The 20,222-nt window shown below is 33.2% G+C and carries 22 protein-coding genes; 10 read left to right on the top strand and 12 right to left on the bottom strand.

Translation table 11 applies throughout. From position 1 onward, the window contains the following. Positions 1 to 6 precede the first annotated feature (6 nt). Positions 7 to 3,150, top strand: a complete 3,144-nt coding sequence (gene ccsA / locus Q4500_RS12465) for a cytochrome c biogenesis protein (RefSeq protein WP_303599982.1) — start codon at positions 7 to 9, stop codon at positions 3,148 to 3,150. Positions 3,151 to 3,230: 80 nt separating this feature from the next. On the opposite strand, the gene Q4500_RS12460 is transcribed toward ccsA, so the two are convergent. Both Q4500_RS12460 and Q4500_RS12455 read right to left on the bottom strand, forming a co-directional pair. After that, on the bottom strand, positions 3,231 to 3,431 hold the full coding sequence (locus Q4500_RS12460; RefSeq protein ID WP_303599981.1) for a hypothetical protein: 201 nt from the start codon (positions 3,429 to 3,431) through the stop codon (positions 3,231 to 3,233). 92 nt (positions 3,432 to 3,523) lie between these two features. Continuing rightward, positions 3,524 to 3,739: a hypothetical protein gene (locus Q4500_RS12455; RefSeq protein ID WP_303599980.1), complete on the bottom strand. Its 216-nt coding sequence runs from the start codon at positions 3,737 to 3,739 to the stop codon at positions 3,524 to 3,526. A 146-nt stretch (positions 3,740 to 3,885) separates the two neighbouring features. Between Q4500_RS12455 and Q4500_RS12450 the strand changes: the two genes are divergently transcribed. The 7 genes from Q4500_RS12450 (at position 3,886) to cls (ending at position 9,976) form a co-directional block, all read left to right on the top strand. Further along, positions 3,886 to 4,341, top strand: coding sequence for a universal stress protein (locus tag Q4500_RS12450; protein ID WP_303599979.1), 456 nt, complete (start codon positions 3,886 to 3,888; stop codon positions 4,339 to 4,341). An 11-nt stretch (positions 4,342 to 4,352) separates the two neighbouring features. Next, positions 4,353 to 4,649: a hypothetical protein gene (locus tag Q4500_RS12445; RefSeq protein ID WP_303599978.1), complete on the top strand. Its 297-nt coding sequence runs from the start codon at positions 4,353 to 4,355 to the stop codon at positions 4,647 to 4,649. A 169-nt stretch (positions 4,650 to 4,818) separates the two neighbouring features. After that, positions 4,819 to 5,247: a hypothetical protein gene (locus Q4500_RS12440; protein WP_303599977.1), complete on the top strand. Its 429-nt coding sequence runs from the start codon at positions 4,819 to 4,821 to the stop codon at positions 5,245 to 5,247. Positions 5,248 to 5,456: 209 nt separating this feature from the next. Further along, positions 5,457 to 6,539, top strand: coding sequence for an efflux RND transporter periplasmic adaptor subunit (locus tag Q4500_RS12435; protein ID WP_303599976.1), 1,083 nt, complete (start codon positions 5,457 to 5,459; stop codon positions 6,537 to 6,539). Beyond that, entirely contained in the window at positions 6,536 to 7,798 is a 1,263-nt protein-coding gene (locus tag Q4500_RS12430) for an FtsX-like permease family protein (RefSeq protein ID WP_303600030.1), read from the top strand. Before Q4500_RS12435 ends, Q4500_RS12430 begins: the two co-directional genes overlap by 4 nt. A 10-nt stretch (positions 7,799 to 7,808) precedes the next feature. Continuing rightward, entirely contained in the window at positions 7,809 to 8,498 is a 690-nt protein-coding gene (locus tag Q4500_RS12425) for an ABC transporter ATP-binding protein (RefSeq protein ID WP_303599975.1), read from the top strand. Between the two features lie 68 nt (positions 8,499 to 8,566). After that, complete coding sequence (cls, locus tag Q4500_RS12420) at positions 8,567 to 9,976, top strand: cardiolipin synthase (RefSeq protein WP_303599974.1); 1,410 nt, start codon at positions 8,567 to 8,569, stop codon at positions 9,974 to 9,976. Positions 9,977 to 9,985: 9 nt separating this feature from the next. Here the strand turns inward: cls and Q4500_RS12415 are convergent, their stop codons facing one another. The 7 genes from Q4500_RS12415 to Q4500_RS12385 form a co-directional block, all read right to left on the bottom strand. Next, a complete protein-coding gene (locus Q4500_RS12415; RefSeq protein WP_282050473.1) occupies positions 9,986 to 10,624 on the bottom strand; it encodes a hypothetical protein in 639 nt (212 codons plus the stop codon). Between the two features lie 110 nt (positions 10,625 to 10,734). After that, positions 10,735 to 12,105, bottom strand: a complete 1,371-nt coding sequence (locus Q4500_RS12410; RefSeq protein ID WP_303599973.1) for an MBL fold metallo-hydrolase RNA specificity domain-containing protein — start codon at positions 12,103 to 12,105, stop codon at positions 10,735 to 10,737. A 4-nt stretch (positions 12,106 to 12,109) separates the two neighbouring features. After that, on the bottom strand, positions 12,110 to 12,952 hold the full coding sequence (locus tag Q4500_RS12405) for an ATP cone domain-containing protein (RefSeq protein ID WP_303599972.1): 843 nt from the start codon (positions 12,950 to 12,952) through the stop codon (positions 12,110 to 12,112). Position 12,953: 1 nt separating this feature from the next. After that, the gene (locus Q4500_RS12400; protein ID WP_303599971.1) at positions 12,954 to 13,265 is read right to left on the bottom strand and encodes a hypothetical protein; all 312 of its coding nucleotides are present in this window, start codon (positions 13,263 to 13,265) and stop codon (positions 12,954 to 12,956) included. Positions 13,266 to 13,565: 300 nt separating this feature from the next. Beyond that, a complete protein-coding gene (locus tag Q4500_RS12395; RefSeq protein WP_303599970.1) occupies positions 13,566 to 14,405 on the bottom strand; it encodes a universal stress protein in 840 nt (279 codons plus the stop codon). A 64-nt stretch (positions 14,406 to 14,469) separates the two neighbouring features. Beyond that, positions 14,470 to 15,318 carry a universal stress protein gene (locus Q4500_RS12390; RefSeq protein ID WP_303599969.1) on the bottom strand — a complete coding sequence of 283 codons (849 nt, stop codon included), beginning with the start codon at positions 15,316 to 15,318 and terminating at the stop codon, positions 14,470 to 14,472. 5 nt (positions 15,319 to 15,323) lie between these two features. Continuing rightward, positions 15,324 to 16,157: a universal stress protein gene (locus Q4500_RS12385; protein ID WP_303599968.1), complete on the bottom strand. Its 834-nt coding sequence runs from the start codon at positions 16,155 to 16,157 to the stop codon at positions 15,324 to 15,326. A 211-nt stretch (positions 16,158 to 16,368) separates the two neighbouring features. On the opposite strand from Q4500_RS12385, the gene Q4500_RS12380 reads away from it, so the two are divergent. Continuing rightward, positions 16,369 to 16,668: a co-chaperone YbbN gene (locus Q4500_RS12380; RefSeq protein ID WP_303599967.1), complete on the top strand. Its 300-nt coding sequence runs from the start codon at positions 16,369 to 16,371 to the stop codon at positions 16,666 to 16,668. 24 nt (positions 16,669 to 16,692) lie between these two features. Here Q4500_RS12380 and Q4500_RS12375 read toward each other — a convergent pair whose 3' ends face one another. The 3 genes from Q4500_RS12375 to Q4500_RS12365 are packed head-to-tail and all read right to left on the bottom strand — an operon-like array spanning position 16,693 to position 19,271. Further along, on the bottom strand, positions 16,693 to 17,532 hold the full coding sequence (locus tag Q4500_RS12375) for a universal stress protein (RefSeq protein ID WP_303599966.1): 840 nt from the start codon (positions 17,530 to 17,532) through the stop codon (positions 16,693 to 16,695). Between the two features lie 34 nt (positions 17,533 to 17,566). Then, positions 17,567 to 18,409: a universal stress protein gene (locus tag Q4500_RS12370; protein WP_303599965.1), complete on the bottom strand. Its 843-nt coding sequence runs from the start codon at positions 18,407 to 18,409 to the stop codon at positions 17,567 to 17,569. Positions 18,410 to 18,425: 16 nt separating this feature from the next. Then, positions 18,426 to 19,271 carry a universal stress protein gene (locus Q4500_RS12365; protein WP_303599964.1) on the bottom strand — a complete coding sequence of 282 codons (846 nt, stop codon included), beginning with the start codon at positions 19,269 to 19,271 and terminating at the stop codon, positions 18,426 to 18,428. 308 nt (positions 19,272 to 19,579) lie between these two features. Between Q4500_RS12365 and Q4500_RS12360 the strand changes: the two genes are divergently transcribed. Further along, a complete protein-coding gene (locus tag Q4500_RS12360) occupies positions 19,580 to 20,218 on the top strand; it encodes a WG repeat-containing protein (protein ID WP_303599963.1) in 639 nt (212 codons plus the stop codon). Positions 20,219 to 20,222: the final 4 nt, after the last annotated feature.

The raw sequence follows: 20,222 nt of genomic DNA, 5'->3' as shown, positions 1-20,222 counted from the left end.
CTTTTCATGAAAAAAATTTACCGTATTTTTTCTTCTCCAACCTTGGCGTTGGTCTTATTATTGGTCTTTGCCATTGCCATGGGTGCAGCCACATTTATTGAGAACGATTTTGGTACTGCCACTGCTTGGATCAAAGTGTATGATGCTACTTGGTTCGAGTTGGTCATGATAGGCTTAAGCCTTTGCTTTGCTGCTAATATTTTTAAGTATAGACTTTGGCGCAAAGAAAAATGGGCTATTTTAATGTTTCATATTGCATTTATTGTCATTATAATAGGCGCCGGAATTACTAGATATTATTCTTATGGTGGTGTAATGCGTATACGTGAGGGTAAAACATCAAGCACCATAATTTCAGATAAAAATTATTTACAGGTACACATCGCTAAGGGGGAAAAAACAAAACATCTTCAAGAAGAACTGTATTTTTCGCCATTAAGCGATAATGATTTTACCGTCTCTACAGATTTTGAGAATATACCTATCAAGATAACACATAATCAATTTGTAGCAGACGCAACGCCCGAAATTGTAGATGATCAAGAAGCGGGTGTTCCATTATTACAAATGGTGGTAACATCTGGTAATGGACGTGAAACCGTTTTTCTTGAAAAGGGTGAGATAGAAGAAATAGGTAGTCATAAACATAAAATTGGTTTTGAGGCTGCGGGTGAAGATGTTATCAATCTCATTGAAAAAGATGGCAAATTCAAGATATTTTCACCTCATCAGTTAGACTTCTTTATTATGGCAGATCAAACTGCCGGACTTATAAAGGGAGATACGTTACAACCCATGAATTTAAGAACCCTTTACCGTTCTGGAGATCTTTCGTTTGTTCCTTTGTCTTTTCATGACTCTGGTAGTATTGAATTGGTTAGTACATCTGAAAAACCAAAGGATAATGATAAGGTAAAGGATGATGCTCTAGTATTAAATGTACATGTAGAAGATAAAACAGAAGAAATAACATTGCTGTATAGAGATGGTTTTTTACCTACGCATCATGAGATAAATCTAGGAGGTGTTAATCTTCAATTTTCCTATGGTGCTATGCCAATTGAAACTCCGTTTAAAATACAGTTGAATGATTTTCAGTTAGATAGATATCCAGGATCTGAAAGTCCGTCTGCATATGCAAGTGAGGTAATGGTTTTAGATACGAATACAAAAATGCCCTTTAGAATTTTTATGAATAATGTGTTGGATTATGGGGGTTATCGTTTTTATCAAGCAAGTTATGATACAGATGAAAAGGGGACCGTTCTATCTGTAAACCATGATGTATTAGGAACCAACGTTACCTATTTGGGCTATTTTCTTATGATGATAGGGATGTTTTTTACCTTATTTGGGAAAAGTTCACATTTTACAATTATCAATAAAAAGTTGAAAAAGCTAAAAAGTAAAAACAAAGTAATCGCTATGTTTTTATTTGGTTTAATAGCAACAGGGCTAGAGGCGCAACAATCTAATGATTCTATTTCCATTCCAGATTTGGTTGCCCATCAAAATATAGATATACAGCATTCAGATCTTTTCGGTAGGTTAATGGTACAAGATCTTGATGGCCGTGTAAAACCTATAAACACCCTGGCATCTGAATTTTTGCGTAAAGTATCTCGTAAACCTTATTTTACATATAATGTCAACGGAAAAGAAATTCGTTTAGACGCTAACCAAGTATTTTTGGCAATGCATGTTGCGCCAGGAGCTTGGCAACAAATTCCTATCATTAAAATAGATGCAGAAAAAGGGGGTACTTTTTTTGATGCCCTTAAAATTACCGAAGAAGGTCTGATCTCATTTGATGATTTAATAAACCCAAGCGGAGATTATGTACTTACCAAAGTAGCTGAAGAAGCAAATGCAAAAAAACCTGCAGAACATAATGAATTTGATAAAGAAGTTTTAAAAGTTGACGAGCGTTTCAATATCTTGTTCAATATATTTTCAGGAAACTATTTAAAGATTTTTCCCAATAGTTTAGATGAAAATGATACATGGTTTAGTTATACCCATCACTTTAAAGATTTTCCGCCAGAAGATGGGCGTTTTGTTCAGTCGATAACGCCGGCTTATTTTAATGATATTGCAGATAAGAAGTGGGCAGAAGCTAATGAAAAACTATCTTATATTGACACCTATCAAAGTACCTTAGGAGTAGAAATTATACCCAATGACCAAAGGGTAGAAGCAGAATTATGGTATAATGAAATGAACCTTTATTTTTGGCTGTTTCAGGTGTTTTTTACACTTGGTTTTATATTGTTGGCTTTAGCTTTGGCTAGAATATTTATGCAAAAACGGTATATTGATGTACTATGGAATATTTTGGTAATACTCTCCCTTATAAGCTTTTTGGTATTTACAGGTAATATTATTTTAAGATGGTATGTAGCTCAACATGCACCTTGGAGCAATGGTTATGAAATGTTAATTTTTGTTGCGTGGGTATTGATGCTTTGTGGCTTAATGACCTTTAGAAAATCTGATTTCTCTTTGCCTTTGGCAACACTATTTACAGGTTCGCTACTATTTGTTAGTTACCTAGATTGGTTAAGTCCTGAAATTACCAACTTAATGCCGGTATTAAAGTCATTTTGGCTTAAAGTACACGTTGCTACTATTGTAAGTAGTTATGCGCCATTGGCCTTATCGTTTATATTAGGTTTTATGGTATTGCTACTAATGATAATGAAAACTAAAAAATCTAGTGAAGCCATCAATATCAGAATAAAGGAGTTGACCTATATCAATGAAATTTCTATGACCATAGGTGTATTCGTATTATCTGTAGGTACATTTTTGGGTGGTATTTGGGCAAATGAATCATGGGGTCGTTATTGGGCTTGGGACCCAAAAGAAACTTGGGCTTTGATTTCCATAATCATATATGCAATTGTATTGCACTTACGGTTTGTACCGGCACTAAAAAGTAAATATGTTTTGAATGCTGCTAGTGTTTTTGCTTTTGGGTCTATAATAATGACTTCATTTGGAGTTAATTATTATTTATCTGGGTTGCATAGTTATGCTGCTGGCGATCCATTACCGGTACCTAAATTTATTTATGTGCTCATTGCAATTGTTGTAATTACTTCTGCTTTAGCTTACTTTAGAATGCGTCAATTTGATAAGGCAAAATAATAATTAAATTAAGCGGAATATTATAACTAGTCTTGTTTTGTAGTGAATAATGTAGGGTTGATGGTTACCATGATCCATCCTCAATAATTAGAATTATCATCAAAATTATTTTTTAGATATTCCATCCCTTCGGCAGCAAAAAGTTGTGAATAACCCGCTTTAATATTGATGTCTTTTTTAAAATTATAGTTTAGTGTTAGGTCTGTTTCAATACCAAGTTGTATTGTATCTGTGCCTTGTATTTCTGCAGGAGCAGAAAAGTTATGCAGTCGTAGATTCAATGAAGTCTTATCACCGACTTTTACATTTGTCTCTAAATATCTATCCGTTTACCCAACATTATTGGCATGGTTTCCTACGTAGAAATAATCCTTTAGACCGTTAAATTTATGGTTGGTACCATAAAAAGGAGAAAAAGCCTTGTTTTTACATTAGACGAAGATCCATTATCATTACCACTAATAATTTCAACGCCAATATTCAAAGACCACGTAGAATTTAAATGATGGTTGGCTTCCAAGGAAAATAGGTAGGCACTTAAGGCATTATCGTTTACATCTTTCCTAAATTGATAATAAAGATTAGCCATACATGCTAATTTTTGAACATTACCATTTAAATGTGCGCCAATTGTTTGGCTATAACGAGTTTCATTATTTCTGGGTTGATTTGATTTATATATTGAAGTCCCTTATTGAGCAGTAAAAAACTCGAAGAAAGACCATTCCATTCTTGATGAAACTACCCAAATTGCATACTTCTTATATGCCTATTAAGAATATAGTATATGCAACTGATTTTGAAGAAGAAGATATATATGCCATTCGTAAGTTGGTAGAAATGGACCAACAGTTAAAAGCAGCTATAAAAGTGGTTCATATTTCTACTAAAGATGAATACAAAGGAGAAATGCAGCTAGAGTGGTTTAAAGAGATGCTCAATGAAAAAGTAACTTATGATCAAATTGATTTTGAATTATTGTTTACAGAAGATGTATTTGAAACGCTTAGAATGTACCTAGGTGATACAAATGCAGATTTAGTGGTCATGCTTGAAAGAGAACATAAGGGAATTCTAAAAAACGTATTTCATAGAGATTTAGTGAAGAAAATGGAATTTTACGGTAGAGTACCGCTCTTAAGTTTTAGAGGATCAAATTATCAATTATTTTATTTCAAACAAGCACTTTAAAACAGTAAGTCATGGCAAGAAGAATTTATAGTATTAAAATAGCGATTGCATTAGGATTAGGTTTTTATTTGTTCACCATTAGAGACACACATTCAAAAGCATACTTAATTACAATTTCAGCAATCATTTTCACCTTGTTTAGCATGGGTGTTCACGGTCTGCTAGCCCATTCATTAAAACCAAAGGTTAAAGGAGATATTATAATTTACTCACTTCTAATGGGGTACTATGGGCTGTTTTGTTCTTTTTGTTTGTGTTCGTATTTCTGCCGATTCTCTGCCCGAATTTCTTGCTGCAGTTATAGTTAAAAGGTTTAATCGAAGATGATTTAAATATGGTAAATCAATATTTAAGCAAATTATGCTTGATATAGAATACCCCTAGATAGCATGATTTTAAGTTTAATTAAAATACGCTATAGATTTGTTATATGTAAAATTAATGTTAATTTTATGTATATAAATAGTAAACAGAATAATGGTCATAGAAAATAATAATAATGTGTTAGCGGATGAACAACCATTATCACAAGATAGCACGGTAGTACAAGAGCAGGGTGTAACAATTGTTGATGCGATTGAAAATCTAGAAGCAGATTTCGATACAGAGGTGCCGCCTGATGATCCGAAAAAAGAGAAAACGAAGAAAAAGGATATTTCCAAAAAGAAGAGGGAAATTAATAAGCAGATTAAGTCAAGTAATTTTAAATTAAGTAAAAAGATGAAGGCAGCAATTAAAAAAATTAAAAAATCAGCTAAAAAAGTTGATGATTTAAAGAGCAAGTTGAAGAAAGCTAAAAAGAAAGATGCAAAGAAAAGTAAAATCAAAAAAATAAAAAGCAAGTTAAGCACCTCGGTTAAAAGACTGAAAAGTAAAAAGGCAAAACTTAAAAAAGCTTTAAAATAAGATAGAAAAAACCGAGATGAAAATCTCGGTTTTTTTATGCTTTGAAATCGTCAATTTTATTTGAATTTAAAGTGAATACGACTTATATATTCTTTTGATTCACCTTCATAATTTTATGGTGTTTATACCAAGATTCTTCCAGGTATGATTTTACTCATATAATACCACAAAGATTTCCTGTTATTTTGAATTATAATAATCTATAATTCATGCGATATCTGAACATTAGTGTACTATTTCTGCTTTTTCTTTCTTGTGGAGAGAAACAAGAAAAGGTATTTCCGAAAAAATCTCAATTGATATCTTCGGTATATGCGTCTGCCACAGTTCAACCAGATAGCATATATCAAGTTTATGCAGTTGTAGCTGGTATTTTAGATGATAACCTAGTAGAAGAGGGAGATTTGGTCAAAAAGGGAGATCCTATTCTGCAGATAAATAATCGCACTCCTAAATTAAATTCAGAAAACGCATATTTAACCTTACAGCAGTCCAAAGAAAACTTTCAAGGAAATGCCGCTATTTTAAAAAGTATTGAAGATGATATTTACGCAGCAGAACTAAAGTTTAATAACGATTCTATCAATTTTGCTAGGCAGAAACGACTTTGGGAGCAGAATATAGGATCAAAAGCAGAGTTCGATACTCAAAAGTTGAACTATGAGCTTTCAAGAAATCAACTAAATCAACAAAAGTCTAGTTATGAAAGAACAAAAAATGATTTAGAGACTGCTTTACAGCAAGCTAAAAACAGTTATTCATCCTCAAAAATTATAGCAGAAGATTATACTATTAATAGCAAGATTAACGGTAAGGTTTATGCCTTGTTTAAAGAACCTGGTGAACTAATTAATACACTAGAGCCATTAGGTGCAATTGGTAGCGCTACCGACTTTAAAATAGAAATGTTGATAGATGAGGTAGATATCATTAAAATTAAATTAGGTCAGAAAACATTGATAACCTTAGATGCATACCCAATGGAGGTTTTTACGGCTACGGTGAGCAAGATATATCCTCAAAAAGATGAAACATCACAAACATTTAAGGTTGAGGCACTATTTAAAAATCCGCCCAAGGTATTATATCCTGGTCTTGCGGGCGAGGGTAATATTGTAATTTCAGAAAAAGAAGATGCACTTACCATACCCAGAGATTATTTAGTTGATGGTAATAAAGTAATAACTGAAGAGGGTACCGTAACGGTTGAAGTAGGAGCTGAAAACTTAGAAAGGGTCGAAATTATTTCGGGTATAACCGAAAATGATATGATTTTAAAGCCAGTTAAATAATGAATTGGCCAGTTATACTAAATATCGCTAAAACACATCTTCTTACCAAGATGAAATCTACAGCAACGGCAGCACTGGGCGTTACTTTTGGTATAGGTGCTTACATTACCATGGTAAGCTTTATGACCGGTCTAAACAATATGTTAGATGACTTGGTATTGAACCAAACACCACATATTCATTTGTATAATGAAATAGAACCAACCATTGATCAGCCAGTTTCGCTGTATGAGCAGTTTAATAATTCTGTTCAAATGATCAGTTCTATAAAGCCGAAAAACGGACAGAAAAAAATCCATAATGCGCTTCCTATTTTAAATCTTTTAAAGCAAATGGATGAGGTAAAAGGAGCAACGGCACAAGTACGCGCACAGATATTTTATTTATCGGGTTCTATAGAATTGTCGGGTAATTTGATAGGTGTTGACATTATGGAAGAAACTCGGCTTTCTAATATGCGCGATTATATCATTGAGGGCTCACCAGAAGCTTTGAATACTATGGATAATGGAATTTTGTTAGGCTCAGGCCTTGCTAGCAAAATGTCGTTAAGAATTGGCGATAGAGTGCAGATTAGTACTGCGCAAGGAGCTGTTTTTCCATTGAAAATAGTAGGTATTTATCAAAGCGGAGTGGCAGATATCGATAACTCTCAAAGCTATTGTAACTTAAAAACGGTACAACGAATTTTAGGAGAGGCACAAAATTATATCACAGATATAAATATAAAATTAAACAATATTGAAAATGCTCCAATATTGGCAAAGGGTTTCGAAAAACAATTTGATGTTACAGCGACCGATATTAATGAAGCAAATGCCCAATTTGAGACCGGTACCAACATTCGTAACTTAATAACCTATGCGGTTTCAATAACTCTTTTAATAGTAGCAGGCTTCGGAATATATAATATTCTAAACATGCTTATTTATGAAAAAATGAAAGATATAGCCATTTTAAAGGCTACAGGTTTTTCAGGTAAAGATGTACAGTACATTTTTATGAGCCAGGCAATGATTATTGGTATAGTGGGTGGCGTTTTAGGTTTAGTTTTAGGTTTTATTCTTTCGGTATTAATTGATGGGGTTCCCTTTAAGACAGAAGCTTTACCTACAATGACAACGTATCCGGTTGATTTTAGTGTAATGTATTACGTTATAGGTATTGTCTTTGCGTTAATTTCAACTTTTATAGCAGGGTGGTTGCCCTCTATTAAAGCAAAGCATATTGATCCGGTAAAAATTATAAGGGGTACTTAAGAAATAGTAAATGGATATTGTATTAGAAGCAAAAGATATAAATAAGCACTTTCATAAGCCAAAAGATTTTCATGTTTTAAAAGATATTTCCTTTAAAATATTCAATGGGGAATTTGCTTCTATTATGGGGAAATCTGGTTCTGGAAAATCTACATTGTTGTATATTTTGTCAACGATGGATACAGAATATACGGGAGAATTGTTCTTGAACAACAAGTTAGTAACCGGTTTGTCTGCAACCGAATTATCGCTTATTAGGAACGAAAATATAGGCTTCGTATTTCAGTTTCATTATTTATTATCTGAATTTAGTGTGGTTGAAAATGTAATGTTGCCTGCAAAAAAGTTAGCTCGTAAAAGTCATCAAGAGATAGAACATGATGCTATGCAAAAATTGAAAATGTTAGGTATAGAGTCTTTAGCGTTACAAAAAGCATCTCGAATTTCTGGAGGAGAAAAGCAACGTGTAGCGATTGCTAGAGCGCTAATTAATAATCCGTCCATACTTATGGGTGACGAACCTACAGGTAATTTAGATAGTTACAACTCTGATAATGTTTTTAATATTTTCAAGCAATTAAAAGAAGAGGAAGGGTTGTCATTGCTTGTTGTTACGCATGATGAGGACTTTGCCAAACGTACAGATTATATAATTCAAATGGAAGATGGTCGTATTGTTGGTAAATCTAGTAACTTGTAACAAATCACATTTAAAGTCTTTCAAGTAAATAGCACTAGAGGCCATGTGATTTCTAGAATACAAACTTTATGTGGACTTCAATTTTTATTGGTATTTATGTATTAATAGCATTGTCTATAGTGCTGTCTATCTTATTATATGGAGCAAAGCCTACAAAAAACCTGGCTTGGCTTTTAACGATTTTTGCAATGCCTGTGGGTGGTATTTTCCTTTATTTATTATTAGGTCGAAACAGAAGAAGGCACAAGCTTATTCAGAATCAAAAAGAATTGTTCAAAAAGTTACCTAAGCCCAATAAAGAACAGATCAACGTTTTTGATGGTAAGTATGGTAAATTGATTACGCTTAGTTATAAGAATTCTCATTATCCGCCAACTTCAGGCAATGATCTAAAAATATTGAAAGACGGCAGAACAACTTTTGAAACTATATTTGAGGCATTAGAAGGAGCAAAAGTCAGAATACATATTCAGTATTACATTTATGAAGACGGAGATCTAGCCAATAGGTTATTGGTATTATTTAAAGAAAAGATAGCGCATGGTATAGCGGTACGAATGATTTATGATGGTATAGGTAGTTTCTCGTTAAGCAAGAAATACCTAAAGAAACTTTTAGAAATTGGAGTAGAGGTTTATTCTTTTCTGCCATTTAAATTTGGCAGGTACTTTTCTTCCTTAAATTTTAGAAACCATCGTAAAATAATTGTTGTAGATGGTGAAATTGCTTTTACCGGTGGTATTAATGTATCTGATAAATATTTAAAAGGTCAAGTTGGTCTAGGTAAATGGCATGATATGCATTTAAGATTAATAGGTCCTGCTGCTACGCAACTAGATCAGGTTTTTATGACAGATTGGTACTTGGTCAGCACACAATTACTAGAAGCTATAAAATTACCACTGCCTACTGAACCAGAATCTAATGCAAATGAGTTGGTACAAATAGTTGCCGGCGGTCCAGATGATGATTTTCCGGTACTAGAACAAACATATTTTTCTATGATAAATATGGCCAAGAACTATATTTATATCACCAACCCATATATTATACCAGGGCAGGCATTGGTTAGGGCGTTACAAACTGCAGCGTTGAGTGGAGTAGATGTTAGGTTGCTTGTATCAGAAAAGGCAGATAACCAGGTTGTAAGTTGGTCGGTGCATTCTTATTTTGAGCTGTTCTTAAAAGCAGGTATTAAAATATATCTTTTCCCAGACGGCTTTCTACATAGTAAAATAATGGTGAGCGACGACGCCATATCTTCTATCGGTACAGCAAATTTAGATGACCGAAGCTTTGAGCAAAATTATGAGGTAAATGCTATTATGTATCACAAGCAAATTGCCAAACAATTGAAAGAAGATTTTCTAAATGATTGTCTTGTCAGCAATGAATTAACTTATGATGAATTTATAAAAAGACCTTGGAGCAAAAAGCTAAAAGAAGGTGTTGGCAAAGTGCTAAGCCCGTTATTTTAGCATCCAGTTTTATTCTACCTGAGAAGTAAATACCAAATCTTGATCTTCCATAGCAACAATGATCATTTTAACGTAATCATTAATTGCCTTGTTAATGTTGTCTGGCTCAGTAATTTCAATGATCCCCCTCCAAATCATAGCTCTTTCTTTACCTTCACAAATACAATATAATGTTGTCTCCGCATGGTAAATTGTATATTTTTCGTAGTAGTTATCGTCGTAATAAATGCCTTGGTGCTCTAAATAATCGTCATTAAATCTAGACTGGTGGTCATCCCATCTAGAGATTGATTTTACAAAGCTTTCACGATTTTCAGACCCTATTATTTTTGTAAGTAAAATGGCATCAAAATCTTTGTCTAAAAGGCTTTGTTCCACATCGTCTAGTTCTTTATCGGTCTTACGAGAATCGGTAAGAGAAAGGTCAAAAATATCTACACTTCGCCATGCTTCTACATCTCTACTAGTAAATTCTTTTTGTAGTTTGCTTTCAAAGTTTTCTCGCGTATCATCATTTTGTGCCATGCCTACGATTAGAACTTTATTGGCATTGAAAATTACGATATCGGGGTTTTTCCAGTTTTCTACTAAACTAATAGAAGAACAACCCATTAACATCACTGATAATACTACAAATAACTTTTTCATAAGGCAGGTATATTTATATACTAATATCTTTCGAAGATACTATTTAGAAAAAGTTAGAGATATGACCATTGTCAGTCCATAAACATAACAAATCATATTAATAATGCCAGTTATATAAGTAAATCTATCGTTTTTTCTAACTTTGGTATACGACAGTTCCACCCTTTTGTATCTCTTATTTTAACTTTAAAAGCATCTAAAGCACCTGGTTCTCCATGAATTAGGAAAACATTTTCTGGGGTATTTTTAATACCATCAATAAAATGAAGAAGCTCCGCTTGGTCTGCATGTGCAGAAAGGCTCTCAATAAAATGAATACTTGCTTTTACCGGATAATATTTTCCGAATATCTTAAGCTCATGCGTACCCTCTAACAATTGTCTACCTCGTGTACCTTCTGCTTGGTAGCCAACTAATAGAACCTTTGTTTTAGGTTCATCTATCAACTGTTTTAAATAGGTGAGTACTCGCCCACCTGTAACCATACCACTACCTGCAATGACAATTTTGGGTCTTGGGTCGTCTATAGTTTTCCAAGTATCTGCGTATGATGATATAATGGTAAAGTGATTGCACATGGCTTTAAAATCGCTAGGGCTAAGCTTATGCCAATCTGTAAATTGCCCAAAAACATCTAAAACATTACTGCCCATTGGGCTGTCTATAAAAATGGGTATGTTGGGTATTTTATTCTTTTTATATAAATCCCAAAACAAAAACATGAGTAGTTGTAATCTTTCAACGGCGAAAGAAGGTATAATCAACGTACCACGTTCATTAATGGTTTTTTGAACCAGATCACTTAAAATTTCAGTAATGTTTTCTTTAGGATGTAGTTTGTTGCCATAGGTACTTTCTAAAAATAAATAGTCCGCCCATTCTGGTCTTTTCGGCGCCATTAAAAGGGCATCGTTCAGTCTGCCTACATCACCAGAGAAAACGAACATTTTTCCAAATATCTCTAATTCAATAAAAGTAGAACCAATGATATGACCGTTATATCTGTATTTAAATCGGATGTTCTCTGAAAGCTGAACCCACTCATCTCTTTTTCTTCCTGAGAATAATTTAATGGTTTTTTCAGCTTCTAAAATAGTATAAAAAGGTAGTGCTTTAGGGTGTTTAGAAAAGCCTTCTTCATTTGCCTTTTTAGCTTGTTCTTCTTGAATTTTAGCACTATCAAGTAAAATTACACGGGCAACGGATAAAGTAGGATTGGTGCCTATAATGTCTCCGTTAAAACCTTCTTTTACCAACCTAGGTAAGTAGCCAGTATGGTCTAAGTGACCATGTGTTAATAAAACGACATCTATTTTGCTAGCGTCTATAGATAATGGTTCCCAATTTTTTTCACGTAACTCTTTAAGACCTTGAAACATGCCACAATCTATCATAATATTCAGTTCAGGAGTTTCTAAATAAAACTTAGAACCTGTAACCGTGCCAGAAGCGCCTAAAAATTTAATGCTAACTTTTTTCATACTATTAAGATTTACAAAGTTGTGAGAATTCGTCTAAAATCTTTGATTTACGATCGGTAGAAATACCAAGGTGATCCAGGAAAAATTTGTCTTTTACTAGTTGCCTGCACAGAACTACATTTCTGCTTAATAGAAATTGTTTTTCTCGTTTAGATAGTAAGCTAGAAACCGTAATAGGGTAGAGCCCAAGCCTATCAATTCTGTCTTTTAGTCCGTCGTTATGTGGAAAATCCCAACTTAAAAGATAGAGGTCTGCACATTTACCGTAGGTAAGGGCATCTTGGGTAAACCTGGTATTGGTGACCACCCAGCCTTTATTTAATGGTTTGTTATTTTTGTTTGTAACCCAATGTGCTTTTACATCATTATATCTGGAATGTATGTATAGAGGAATTTTAACGTTGCAATTACGACCTTCTTCATTATGAAACTTACACTCTATAAGAGTAGCCGTATCTTTTTTTTCGGCAATAACATCTATTTCATGAGTAACGCATGCTCCATTTACTACGATGTCTACATCAACTTCGTAACCTGAATATTGCAATATTGCGGCTATAAAACGTTCAAAAGGAAAACCAGTCGGGCCCAATTCATAGATTGCCTTTTTGAGTTTGTATTTAGAGGCGAATACAGACTTATTTTTTTTAAGCAACGAATACGCTCTATTATAGATTTCATTAGAGGTAATACCTTCAAAAAGTTCATCATATACCTTACTAACAATTTCTTCTACCAGTTCATGGTTTGCACCACTATGCTTAAGAGAGTTACGAAGCTTGTCTAACGAGAACTTCATTTTCTGCCCAGAAGATTTTATAATGTCAATAGATTCTTTAGTATCCATATTACTTTTTTAAAATAACATTAAGCGGTGGTACCTCTAGTAATTGTAATGTAGTAGAAGCTAGAGTTACTTTACCATTTGTATTAGAAATCGCTTTTTCAATATGTTGAAATAGCGTGTGTTTTGTATTTCTTCTTATTTTATAATCTGTTATATATCTTAGATTTAATTGTACCCAATTATCGGTAAGGTTCATGGCTATCGTAGGTTCGATCGTTGCATCTTCTATATAATAATGAGCTACCATTTGTTGCCATTTGGCTTTCGATTTTTCAGTATAATCAGATAAAAATTCGGTAGCCGTATTCAACATTATTGTTTTGGCAAGTTCAGCATCAGAACCATAGGTAATGAGAATGTTCAGTTCATCCCAAACGAAAGGAAAATCCTCGAGTAATTCTTTATCGGCCCTTTAAAAACAAAGGCATTACTGATTTTTACAATTCTACCAGAATAGTTATCGCTGCTAACCCATTCATCCATATGAATTATTTTAAAAAACCGCCAATGAAGCGAATTCTTTGACGGTTTAACTTTAGACATCAACCAACCAAAGATGTCTAAAATGTTTTATGAATTTTATCTGTTCGTACTCATCAATTCCATTAACAAATTAATGCAAAGCTAGAATAGGTACATCACTGTCATAACCAATTTCCTTGATTAAAGGTCTAGAGAAAACATTACCAAAAAAGAAATGTTTACGGTTAATGAAAGACACCATATCGCTTTCTCTACTTTCAACAAAGCTCTGAATACCTTTGCCCAAATTCTTTTCTGTAAGTGTATGAAATTGATGCGCAGTCTCACTTAAAATAGATGATAATAATTGCTTATTGCTCAATTGAATTTTAGAAAGTTCTTTATTTTTTTCTAGATGTAATATGGCTATTTCAGCATTGTGCATTTTAGCCAACTCTATAAGGTATCTAAACTCCGATCGTTTATAAACATCTTTAAAATCTGTCGGAAAAACAATTTCTTTAGGTGACATGAAAGAAACATGCTCAGGTATAGCCAATACAGGACATTCCCTTATTTTTTCCATTGCCATTACAGTATTACTACCAAATAGAACACCTTTAGCTCCTGTAGCGCCCTTAGTACCCATAGCCACCAAATCAATATCTTTTTCAGTAATGATTTTCTGTATAGCTTCAGAAAGAAAACTATAAGATGATTCAGTGTAATAATTATGCTTCAGGTTGTCTGGGTGCAATGCTAAGGTATCTAGAAGCTTTACAAAATTCTTTTCACAATCTTCTTTAGCCTGTTCAAATGCAGCGCTACCTTCTTCGGGTATACTTAAACTATTAGTTGTGTATTTATCAAAACTGAATACGCTCAGAAAATAGAAATCACAGTTTAATTTTGCATATAAATCAATAGTATATCTAATCGCGTTCAATGCATTTTTAGAGAAATCTGTAGGTATTAGAATACGCTTATTCATTGTTAAATGATTTAGATTGTTCTATAAATATATAATCTAGGCTATTAATTTACTATGATAAATATCAGTCTTGTACCGGTAGAATTAAAAACGGAATAGTGGCATAAATACTTAAATCCATAATTACGGGTTCATGTAAAAAACGTTCAAAGAATTTTCTTCTATGATACGCCATTGCCAACATGCTAATCTCTCTTTCAGCTATAAAATCTTGAATAACATTTGCCTTATCAGCATAGTTCCAAATCTCATCAAAGCTATGCGGTGTTTCTTGAAAGCAGGTATCTAATAGTTTTTGGTTAGATAACTGTTTAGAAGTCATTACTTCTCCTTCATTAATATGCAGAACAGCAACAGATGCATCTGAAATTGATGCGATATCTAATAGCGTAGAAGTAGAGCTTTTAGTACAACCCTTTTTATAGTCGGTAACAAAAGCGATTTCTTCAATAGGTTTAAAGGCGATTTCTCTTGGTATGGCCAAAATAGGGCATGTTGTAATAGTATTTGCAATTTGTATGGTATTACTGCCCATAAATAATTCTTTGGCGCCCGTTTTACCTTTGTTGCCCATTACTACCAAATCGATATTATGGGTATCTATAGTTTTGTTAATTACACTAGCAAGGCTGCCTTTACTAGAAATAGTATTGAATTTGTGTATTTCATTACCAGTATCAAGCACAATTTTATGCGCTGTTTTTGTTAAGTTTTCTTGAGACAGATTCTGTAAATGTTCCATCTCTTTCTGTCCTGTAAATAGCGCATTTTTCGCACTCAATACAATATCGTCATAGGCATGAACTATATGAAAAGTACATGCTGTTGATGCAAAAATTTTGGTTGCATAAAAAAGCGCGTTATAGGCTTCATTAGAAAAATCTGTTGCTACAAGTATGTTTTTAATGTTCATAGTTTTTATTGAGGAATTACTAAAAATGGTAGTGTTACATGAAAGCCGATTTTCTTAATTACCGGTTCAATAAACAAGCGTTCTAAAAAGGTATGCTTGTTTTGTACCATGACTAATAAGTTTATTTTTTGCTTAATTTGAAATTCATTTATTGCCGTTATAATCTCATTACTACTTACTTCATGAAAAAATCCGCTTTCAGATAATACCTTAGCTAGTTGTTTTTTATTTTTTTCTTGAACAGGAGTAAGGTCGTCACCAGTATATACATGCATGACGTTTACCTGAGATACATGAGAATTGGTAATCTTTAACAATTGAGCCAAGCTTTTTTTATCTAGTGATACTTCAAAATCATTAGGAAAAAGAATCTGCTCTGGTGCTTCAAATTCAAAACCAGATGGTAAGACCAAAACAGGGCATTTAGAATTTTTGATAACGTGCACCGTATTGGTACCTAACAATATTTCTTTGGCACCTGTAGCACCCTGTGTTCCCATCACAACAGTATCTATACCTTCGGCTTCCACCGTTCTAGTAACTTCACTAGAAAGCACGTTTAGCGCAGAATGTGTAATGAAAATATGTAAAGGATTATCAAACTCTTTTTGCAATTTTACCTTAAGGTTTTCAAGGTTATCTTGAGAATTCTGTTGAACGATATCTCCCAGACCTATTTGTGCCGGGCTCCCCATTAAATATTCAGTATGGTATACAGGCGGCATGTAACTGTTTAAAAGATAAAAAGTACATTTTAAATCTTTATACAATTTCAGCGCATAATGTATTGCCGTTAGAGAATTTTTAGAGAAATCTGTGGGTAATAAAATACGTGTCATAGTACTATAGTTTTGATACTTTAAAAGTAATCAGAGAAGATTACAATTAGTATGATATTCGTCATCACCGAAGATTTTATTAATTATTATTATTATTAAGTAGAAAACCAACCTGGGGAATGCCTGCGAGGTATTCAATTTTGATTTTTGTTTAGATTTCGACTCAAGCGTCGGAACATTTAAATCTCGATTAGCGACTAAATACAAACCGATGAAAAAGAAATTCAGAAAAAGGATAGCAGAAGATATACCTACTTTGGTCTATTTTTATGCGACTTGGTGTGTACCCTGTAAGTTGATGAGACCTATTGTAGAACAAGTGGCGGGGGAGTTGGGTACTGCAATAAGCAGTATAGAAATAGATGTAGAAATTAAGAAAGGAATAGTTAAAAGATATAAAATTAAAGGTGTACCAACTTTAATACTCTTTAAAAGCGGTACAGCCCTTTGGCGACATACAGGTGTAATGCCAGTTGAAGATATAAGAATAGCAATAAAAGAACATTTATGATTCTATTATTGAAGCTGTTAAATATTATTCGTGTATGACTAAAAACGGCACTTTCGTATGGTAGCTAATTTTTTCAACAGTCGGTCTAAATAGAATCCGCTCTAAAAAATTAAGGTTTTTCGCGACCATTATCAACATATCTAGATTTCTACTTTCTGTAAAACATTGAACGGACTCGTCTATATGTTTGCCTGTAACTTCATGAAAAGTGCATTCCGTTTCTTTATAATAGTCAAGTAATAAATTTTTAATTTTTATTTGATTGGCATTTAGTTCTTCTCCTTTACTAGAAACATATAACAATCGTAAAGCAGATTTTTTTAATAGGATAATATCTTTGATGGTATCTAGTATTCTTACATCATAAGCCAAATTTAAATCAGAAGGAAAGCCAATTTCTTCAATTTTTTCATAGGTAGCATCTTCTGGTACAGCCATTAGTGTGCAAGGCACTTTTGTAATAACATTACCGGTATTACTACCCATAGACACAGATTTAAGACCAGAAGCCCCTTTTGTACCCATAATTATAAGTTCAATACTCTTTTTTTTGACCAAATCTTTAAGCTGATCAGTTAAAAAACCATAGATAGCTTTAAAATGAAATTCATGCTTAACGTTTAATGGTAATTGCTCTATTTTTTGACTAAGGGTCTTAAGTTGTTCTCTACTTTCTGCCAATATTGTGGATTCTAAAATATCTGGTGCTATGTACATTGCAGCTTCACCACTAACGTTGGTATCAATGGCATTAATGTGAACAATATGAAAGGTACAGTGTGTCTTTTTGAAAAAGGAAATTCCGTAAACCAATGCGTTCCAGGCATTATCAGAGAAATCTGTAGGTATTAATATATTTTTCATTTTAATAGTTTAAAGTATTAGAAAAGATGCGGTGCTATTGGGGTAAGAATAAGACCGGTATTTTAGAATGAAATGCAATCTTTTTTACAACTGCCTCACCAATAACTTTTTCCCAGAAAGTATGTTGATGGCGTAATATGGCCAAAATGCTATCATCTTTCTCTTCAGTATACATGTCAATACTTTTAGAAGTATTGATTTCAAAAGGTATGTTCTTAAATTTAATATCAAACCCAGCTAAACGTTCTTTTAAAACTTCTTTATATGCCTCTTGATGATCATTTAAATTAAATTCTATAGCCACGTGAACTATTTCAATATTGGCACTCCAAATCTTACTAAGCTCGATAATAGGGTCAAATAAATTTTTCGTGTAGGGTGCACTAAAATCAGTTGCAAAAAATAGTGTTTTTAGACTTTGAAAGTTAAAACCAGTGGGTACCACAAGAATGGGTATGCTTTTTATAAGATTCAATACCTTAACGGTGTTACTGCCTAAGAAAATTTCTTTAGCCCCTGTTGCACCTTGTGTACCCATAATCAATATATCGATGTCATTCTCGTTTAGAACAGCTTCGACTGAATCTTCTAAATTACCTGGTTTAGAGAGTGTTGTTAATTGATGCTTTGGGTTTTTATGGTTTATTTTAAGATATGAAAGCACTTCTTTTAGCTCTTCTGTAGAGTATTTTGAAAGTGAATCATATATAACACCTAACCTTTGTTGGCTTTTTGAGCCCATTAAATTTAATGGTGTAGGTTCATAAGCGTGCAATAAGTAAAAATGACAATCTACTTCTGCGTATATTTTTAATCCTGTAAAAATGGCGTTCCAAGCATTATCTGAGAAATCTGTAGTAATGAGTATTTTTTTCATAGTAGAATAACTTTAGTTAGCGGGGTAGATTTTGCAATACTAAAAACGGAATAGTAGGTGAAAGACCAATTTCATCAATAGTAGATTGGTACAACAAGTCTTCTAAAAACGAATGTCTTGAGTTTACCATCACTAGTAAATCGATATCATTCTCTTTGATATATTCAGTAATCGCATTTGCCCTATTATGAACACCAGTTCTTACAAATGATAATCTAGCATTTGGTAAAGATTCTTCTAAGAATTTTTTGTTATCTAGTTGTCTAAGGCTTAAATCTTCAAAATCTGAGATGTATAAACTAAGAACTTCTGCTTTGAATTCTCCTGCCATAATATCTAACAGTTTCAATTCTCGACGTTTATAGGGAAGCATGTAGTTACTTGGAAATAGTATTTTCTTAGGTTGGTTATAACTATATTGATTAGGTACAGCCAAAACCGGACATTTCACATACTTAAATACTTGCACGGTATTACTGCCAAAGGTGATTTTAGAACTGGCGGTTTTACCTTTGGTACCCATTATTATTAAGTCTATATTTTTTGAGTCGGCAAAATCATTAATAGCATCAACCATAGATTCGAAAGAAGAAATTGCTTCGTATTTATGAAGCGGGTTGTGCGTTTTTGTTTGCGTATTGGCAACAAGCTTTTGTAATTTATTCTCAGATTCATCGGCAATACTATTTTTTTGTTTGTCGAATGTATCCTTGTCGACATTATGATATGGTCCATATACTTCATCTGCATATGCATGTATAAAGTAAAAATTGGTACGCTCACACTTAAAAACATTAAGGGCATATGTAATTGCGTGATCTGCATTGCTCGAGAAATCTGTAGGAATGAGAATATTTTTCATGGCTTTCGTTTATTGATACTTTAAAAGTATTGGAGGGGGCGAAAAAAACCTATGATAAATATCATGACGGGTAAATAGTCAACCCGAAAATTTCTATTTAGATACCGGCAAGAAAGATTTGTCCATTAAAAATCTAGTAGCTATTTAGTTATTGAAAGGAGTATTTTAAAATGAGATGAAGAAATTTCGAAAGATTGAATAATGCGGTTTGCATGTAAATAAGTTAAGATTTAAGAAGCCTGATATTCGTCATAGTAATTTAGTGTTCAACTAAATACATTAGTAGAACATTCTAAAATTTAGAAATTATGAAAAAAACACTAATCTTATGGGTATTAGCACTGATGGTAACGATACCCGCTTCAGCACAAGTTTTAAATAATATTGATGAAATAGCTCCTTTTAGCGAGGGCTTGGCGGCAGTGCGTAAAGGCAAGCAATGGGGGTTTATCAATGAAGAGGGAAAAATGGTTATTGAATATAGAGATGACATATTTGCGAGCGCAAAAGTTGATGAAACCAAAACAGATGTTTCAGGAGTTAAATACCCCATATTCAGCGAAGGTTTATGCATTATAAAAAGTACAGTAGAAGATGGGGTGCCTGTATTCGGATTTATGGATACCTCAGGTAAGATTGTCATTGAACCACAGTTTTTAAATGTGTTTCCCTTTAAAGACGGCTTTACGACAGCTGTTTTATTTGATAAGAGCTTCAAAGGTGAAAATGAATTTAAATTAAAGATTTTCGAGTATAAGTTTTTTGATGTACGCGTTAGTTCAACTGGTGAAATTACAGATTATTTCGAAAAAAGAGATCATGTTCAAATGACCGTTAAACGCTATCAAATGCCAGAGATAGGTGCTAAGATTATACATAAAAATTTAGTAGCTACACATAAAGCAGGACAAGGTTGGACTATTGAAAATCTAGAAACTAAAAAATAAGTAC

Origin of the sequence: Maribacter sp. 1_MG-2023, assembly GCF_030547005.1 — a bacterium.
In the GTDB taxonomy this organism is placed as follows: Bacteria; Bacteroidota; Bacteroidia; order Flavobacteriales; family Flavobacteriaceae; genus Maribacter.
The sequence above is the reverse complement of the archived record's forward strand: the minus strand, read 5'-3'. Positions and strand labels throughout refer to the sequence as shown.

What these genes read in the sequence shown, in the direction of transcription:
- ccsA (WP_303599982.1), top strand. Translation starts at nt 7, where the DNA reads ATGAAAAAAATTTACCGTATTTTTTCTTCTCCAACCTTGGCGTTGGTC.
- Q4500_RS12390 (WP_303599969.1), bottom strand. Translation starts at nt 15,318, where the DNA reads ATGAACATTAAAAACATACTTGTAGCAACAGATTTTTCTAATGAAGCC.
- cls (WP_303599974.1), top strand. Translation starts at nt 8,567, where the DNA reads ATGTGGACTTCAATTTTTATTGGTATTTATGTATTAATAGCATTGTCT.
- Q4500_RS12395 (WP_303599970.1), bottom strand. Translation starts at nt 14,405, where the DNA reads ATGAATAAGCGTATTCTAATACCTACAGATTTCTCTAAAAATGCATTG.
- Q4500_RS12405 (WP_303599972.1), bottom strand. Translation starts at nt 12,952, where the DNA reads ATGGATACTAAAGAATCTATTGACATTATAAAATCTTCTGGGCAGAAA.
- Q4500_RS12450 (WP_303599979.1), top strand. Translation starts at nt 3,886, where the DNA reads ATGAAACTACCCAAATTGCATACTTCTTATATGCCTATTAAGAATATA.
- Q4500_RS12365 (WP_303599964.1), bottom strand. Translation starts at nt 19,271, where the DNA reads ATGAAAAATATTCTCATTCCTACAGATTTCTCGAGCAATGCAGATCAC.
- Q4500_RS12435 (WP_303599976.1), top strand. Translation starts at nt 5,457, where the DNA reads ATGCGATATCTGAACATTAGTGTACTATTTCTGCTTTTTCTTTCTTGT.
- Q4500_RS12455 (WP_303599980.1), bottom strand. Translation starts at nt 3,739, where the DNA reads ATGGCTAATCTTTATTATCAATTTAGGAAAGATGTAAACGATAATGCC.
- Q4500_RS12385 (WP_303599968.1), bottom strand. Translation starts at nt 16,157, where the DNA reads ATGACACGTATTTTATTACCCACAGATTTCTCTAAAAATTCTCTAACG.
- Q4500_RS12410 (WP_303599973.1), bottom strand. Translation starts at nt 12,105, where the DNA reads ATGAAAAAAGTTAGCATTAAATTTTTAGGCGCTTCTGGCACGGTTACA.
- Q4500_RS12415 (WP_282050473.1), bottom strand. Translation starts at nt 10,624, where the DNA reads ATGAAAAAGTTATTTGTAGTATTATCAGTGATGTTAATGGGTTGTTCT.
- Q4500_RS12425 (WP_303599975.1), top strand. Translation starts at nt 7,809, where the DNA reads ATGGATATTGTATTAGAAGCAAAAGATATAAATAAGCACTTTCATAAG.
- Q4500_RS12440 (WP_303599977.1), top strand. Translation starts at nt 4,819, where the DNA reads ATGGTCATAGAAAATAATAATAATGTGTTAGCGGATGAACAACCATTA.
- Q4500_RS12400 (WP_303599971.1), bottom strand. Translation starts at nt 13,265, where the DNA reads ATGTTGAATACGGCTACCGAATTTTTATCTGATTATACTGAAAAATCG.
- Q4500_RS12370 (WP_303599965.1), bottom strand. Translation starts at nt 18,409, where the DNA reads ATGAAAAAAATACTCATTACTACAGATTTCTCAGATAATGCTTGGAAC.
- Q4500_RS12360 (WP_303599963.1), top strand. Translation starts at nt 19,580, where the DNA reads ATGAAAAAAACACTAATCTTATGGGTATTAGCACTGATGGTAACGATA.
- Q4500_RS12380 (WP_303599967.1), top strand. Translation starts at nt 16,369, where the DNA reads ATGAAAAAGAAATTCAGAAAAAGGATAGCAGAAGATATACCTACTTTG.
- Q4500_RS12445 (WP_303599978.1), top strand. Translation starts at nt 4,353, where the DNA reads ATGGCAAGAAGAATTTATAGTATTAAAATAGCGATTGCATTAGGATTA.
- Q4500_RS12375 (WP_303599966.1), bottom strand. Translation starts at nt 17,532, where the DNA reads ATGAAAAATATATTAATACCTACAGATTTCTCTGATAATGCCTGGAAC.